Origin of the sequence: Streptomyces sp. LS1784 (genome assembly GCF_020103755.1) — a bacterium.
Lineage (GTDB): Bacteria > Actinomycetota > Actinomycetes > Streptomycetales > Streptomycetaceae > Kitasatospora.
On the sequence record NZ_JAHSQD010000615.1, the window covers coordinates 1 to 4,658 of the forward strand.

The window sequence follows — 4,658 nt, forward strand, 5'->3', positions numbered from 1 at the left end:
CGCCGGGGCCAGCTTCCCGATCCGGCCGCGGTGCTCCCTGCGCTCCCTGGAGCTCAGCGCCGAGCGGAGCTTCCCCGCCGCGACCAGGGCGGTCAGCGCCGCGTCGGCCGGGTCGACCCGGCTGAGCGGTCCCTTCAGCGCCCCGGCGACGGAGGCCGCCAGCGCCTCGCGGGCCCCGGGGTCGGCCAGGGTGACCAGGGTCACCGGGAACAACCCGGCCACCCGGTGCGGCCGGAGGGCGATCCGGCCGGAGTCCGCCAGGCCGTCCCGGACCCAGCGGATCGGCTGGTCGCGCCCGACGCTCCTGGCCCGGCCGGCCCACGAGCTCCAGCTCTGCGGCCGGGCCCTTCGGATCTGGCCCAACAGGCGGGCGCTGTAAGGGTCGAGGCCGGCCTCGACGGCGTCGGCGCGGACCCGGGCGACGGCCTTGCGGCCCTCCTCGTACAGCAGGCCCCGGCGCAACAGCTCGGTCAGCGCCGCCGCCTGCAGCAGCAGGTTGAGCGAGGAGTGCTGGGTGGTCCGTCCGCGCCGCGGGTCGTAGGCGAGCAGGTACAGCTTCTCGGGGAGGGTGGCGGGCAGGTCCATGTCGGTCTCCGAAAGGGTCTTCGTGTGCCCGGCCTCCGGTCAGCTCGCGTCGGAGCCGCCTCGCTCGGGGCTGTTCTCGGCCGGGCCGTCCTCGGCCGGGCTCTGCTTGGGCGGGCGTCCGCGCCGGGGAAGCCGGGCCGCGCCGCCGGGCATCCGGCCCGCGTCGGCGAGCGCGCGGCGGAGCAGGAACTCGATCTGCGCGTTGGTGCTGCGCAGGTCGTCCGCGGCCCATCGGGCGAGTGCGTCGTGAACTGAAGGATCCAGCCGCAACAGGAGCTTCTTCCGTTCCGTCGCCAAGGCCTCGCCTTACTGGTAGAGGGAGCCCGTGTTCACGACGGGCTGGGTACCGCGGTCGCCGCAGAGCACCACCAGGAGGTTGCTCACCATGGCGGCCTTGCGCTCCTCGTCCAGGTCCACGACATCGCGTTCGGCGAGCCGGTCCAGCGCCTCCTCGACCATACCGACGGCGCCCTCGACGATCAGCCTGCGCGCCGCGACCACGGCCCCGGCCTGCTGGCGCTGGAGCATCACCTGGGCGACCTCCGGAGCGTACGCGAGCCTGGTGATCCGGGACTCGACGACTCGCACTCCGGCCGAGGCCACCCGGGCGGAGATCTCGGCGGAGAGCTTGCGGGCGATCTCGTCCGCACCGTCACGCAGCGACAACTGGCCCTCGTGGTGGGCGTCGTACGGGTAGCTGGTGGCGATGTGCCGCACGGCCGTCTCGGTCTGGATGGCGACGAAGTCGGCGTAGTCGTCCACCTCGAAGACCGCCATCGCGGTGTCCTCGACCTGCCAGACGACCACGGCGGCGATCTCGATCGGGTTGCCGTCCGCGTCGTTGACCTTGGCGGTCTCGGTCTCGTGGTTGCGGATCCGCAGCGAGATGTGCCGACGGTTGGTGAACGGGTTCAGCCAGGTCAGGCCCTCGGCGCGGACGGTGCCCCGGTAGCGGCCGAGCAGCTGGACCACCCGGGCCTGGCCGGGCGAGACCACCGTCAGGCCGCACATCAGCAACACCGAGCCGAGCACCAGCAGCGGCCCGACGACTATCAGGGCGATGCCCAACGCGTTGGTGCGGGCGGCCAGTTGGGCCGCACCGACGATGAACGAGCCGACCCCGGCGAGCAGGCCGAGCAGCGCGCCGCCGAGCACCGGCAGGCCGGCCGCCCCGGTGATGACCCGTTCGGTGATCTTGGGGACCGGGATGTCCAGGACAGGGCCGTCCTCGACGGTGAAACGCGGTGTGGTCATGGGAGCGACTCCTTGGTCGGGCATCCGCATCTGATGGCAAAGTGATATCACTTTTCTGACAGCCGACGCCACCCATCCGTGCGAGGACGACCCCCCGACACCCCCGGCACGCCGCCGATGCGGCAGACTTGTCACCCCGATACTTACTGCCTGTTTTCTGAAGGCTCAGCATCACTTGTGGGGAATCGCATCCATGACAGCGCTTGCCGAGTCCATCGGCACACCGGACAGAACGAGCCCGGGCACGGGGACTGAGCGGCAGCGCCCATGGGCCCGGTTCGAACGGCCGAACGCCGCACAGCTCCAGCTCGCCGCGGCCCTCCTCGTCCTCCCGCCGCTGTTCCACCTGGTCTCGGCCGATCTGCTGAGCTTCGGGCTGGTCTGGTTCGCCGCCGCGACCCTCATCCGCTCCCGGGCCACCGCCTTCGACCGGCTGATGATCTCCGGCGGCGTCCTGATCGGCTGGACCTGCGCACTCAGCCTGCTCGCCAGCTACTGGCCGTGGGGCCTGCACCCGGTGGCGCTCGCCGAGGCCACCGCCGTGCCGCTGATCGCGATCCTGCTCCTCCAGGGCCCCCGGCCCGCCGGGCGGGCCGAGCGGCCGTGGGCGCGGCTGCGCCGGCTGGTTCCCACCCGGGACCTCGCCCTGCTGCTGCCGGCAGCCGCGGCCGTCGCGTTCACGCTGTACCCCGTCGTCCGCCGGAACGCCACCGAGCGGCTGGGCCTGATCATCCTGTACGAGGACCTCGCCCGGCACACGGCGCTGTACGACACCATCCTGCGCCTGGGCGGTCTGACCGCCCTGCACAAGAGCGAGGCCGCCGCCACCGTCGCGGACGGCCTCGACACCTACCCGCAGGGCAGTCACCTGACGATGGCCGTGATCACCAGCTTCGTGCACGGCGGTGCCACCCAGGGCCCCGCGCTCGCCCAGCTGTCGTTCTTCGTCCTGCTGTTCGCCCTGGCCACGGCAGGTCTGGCGGTCGCCGTCCTGTGGGCGGTGCAGCGGGTCGCCGGACACGCGCTGCGCGGCTGGCGCGGCCTGGCCCTCGCGCTGCCCACCGCCGTCTACCTGGTCGTCGGCGAGGTGCCGCAGCTCCAGGCCCGCGGCTTCCTGAGCGAGATCTTCGCGCTCGGGTTGTTCGCCCTGCTGATCGCCCTGGCGATCAGGCCGCTCAGCCGCTTCCACGAGCAGATCACCGCGCTCGGCGCCCTGACCGTCGGCATCTCCTTCGGCCACTACCTGCTGCTGCCGGCCGTCGGAGCCGTGGTCCTCGCCTGGGCCGTCGTGCACCGGCGGGACTGCCTCCGGCACTGGCCGGCCGTGCTGGCCACCGCCGCGGTGACCGGCGCCCTCGCGCTGTTCCCGCCGTACATCAACATGGGATCGGCCGGTTCGGCGGACGTCCTGACCCTTCCCGGCGCCATCAGCCCGACCGGACGCCACCTGCTCTTCCCCCTCGTGGCGGCCGCGTTCCTGGGCCTGCTGACCCGCAGCGCACGCGCCAACCGCGCGCGCAAGGTCGCGCTGGCCTCGCTCGCCGCGGTCTCGCTGCTCTGCTTCGGCGTGATGGGGTACCAGCTCCTCACGACGGGCACCACCTCGTACTTCTACGAGAAGATGATCCACCAGCTGCTGGTCGTCGGGGTGATCTGCTTCGCCGCCGCCCTGCTGCCCGCGTTCGGCCGCCGCGCGCTCGCCGGGCCGAGCACCGCACCGGCCCCCGGTGCCCGCCGGACCATCTGGTCCCGGTTCCACTCGGGCGTGCCCGTGGTCGCCGTCGCGGGCTGCCTGGCCTTCGCCGTCCTCAGCAACGCCCAGCCGGACTCCGGCCCTGCCGGCTGGCGGGGCACCGTCGGGCGGGCCCAGCTGCGCGGCGACGGCGCGCACTTCGGACTGGCCCAGCGGGTCGCCGCCATCCAGTCCGACCACCCGCAGGACGGCCGGCTGCAGGTCTCCCTCGCCGGCGCCCGCCTCTACGGCGAGACCACCCCGGACTGGGCCGGGATCGAGGACAACCTCTGGCTGAGCGTGCTCAACCGCAACCAGGGCAGCACCGCGCAGCTGTGGGCATGGGCGATCACCCGCCGCAACGCCCAGGACATCGTGGACCTCGCCGCCTCCAAGCCGTCGACCCCGCTGCGCTTCTACCTCGACGAAGGCTCGCCGCTGGTCGCCGACCTGAAGGCGATGGCCGCCAAGGGCAAGCTCCCGGACCTGGCCGTCTCCGTGCTGCGCCACCAGGACGGCGACCTGATCGTCGAGCCGGTCAAGCTCCGCTGAGCCGCACCGAAGACTGTGGGGCCGTCACCGGCGAACGGTGACGGCCCCACAGTCTTTGCGGCGTGGCAAACTCCGGCGGGCGAGATCCTGCCCTACAGTTCCACTCGACGGAAACCCGGCGTCCGGGCCGGCCACAGGCCTTCTCGGAAGGGGCCGACAGCCGCCGGGGCAAGAAGAAGAAGTGGGGCGGGTGGGACTCGAACCCACGACCAAGGGATTATGAGTCCCCTGCTCTAACCGGCTGAGCTACCGCCCCGGTTCGCCGCGCGCGCCGGTCGTCGGCACGGCAGCAGCAGACGGCCCAACGAGGCCGTCCCGGGCAGCATAGCCGGTCGATCACCCGTGGTGCGCGCCGGGGGGCAGACCTGAGTGCGCGACGGTGCGCGCCTCCCGGGCGGCGCAGCCCGGGTGGCGGCGGGGCACCCGTTCGGGGCAGCCTGGGCGGATGACGAAACGTGGGACGGGGACGGCGGCCGCGGCGCTCACAGTCGTGCTGGCCGCGGCGGGCTGCACCACCGCGGCGGGGCCGGGCGGG

Annotated in this window: 4 protein-coding genes and 1 tRNA gene; 1 reads left to right on the forward strand and 4 read right to left on the reverse strand. The window is 73.0% G+C overall.

The window, feature by feature from the left end:
- The 3 genes from KS423_RS38970 to KS423_RS38980 form a co-directional block, all read right to left on the reverse strand.
- Positions 1 to 585: GPP34 family phosphoprotein (locus KS423_RS38970; protein ID WP_224284465.1), on the reverse strand; the 585-nt coding region annotated here is incomplete at its 3' end.
- A 39-nt stretch (positions 586 to 624) separates the two neighbouring features.
- The gene (locus KS423_RS38975) at positions 625 to 882 is read right to left on the reverse strand and encodes a hypothetical protein (protein ID WP_224284466.1); all 258 of its coding nucleotides are present in this window, start codon (positions 880 to 882) and stop codon (positions 625 to 627) included.
- A 9-nt stretch (positions 883 to 891) separates the two neighbouring features.
- Positions 892 to 1,839, reverse strand: a complete 948-nt coding sequence (locus KS423_RS38980; RefSeq protein ID WP_224284467.1) for an SPFH domain-containing protein — start codon at positions 1,837 to 1,839, stop codon at positions 892 to 894.
- 193 nt (positions 1,840 to 2,032) lie between these two features.
- Between KS423_RS38980 and KS423_RS38985 the strand changes: the two genes are divergently transcribed.
- A complete protein-coding gene (locus tag KS423_RS38985) occupies positions 2,033 to 4,123 on the forward strand; it encodes a hypothetical protein (RefSeq protein ID WP_224284468.1) in 2,091 nt (696 codons plus the stop codon).
- A 182-nt stretch (positions 4,124 to 4,305) separates the two neighbouring features.
- Here the strand turns inward: KS423_RS38985 and KS423_RS38990 are convergent.
- A tRNA-Ile gene (locus KS423_RS38990) sits at positions 4,306 to 4,379 on the reverse strand.
- Between the last annotated feature and the right edge of the window lie 279 nt (positions 4,380 to 4,658).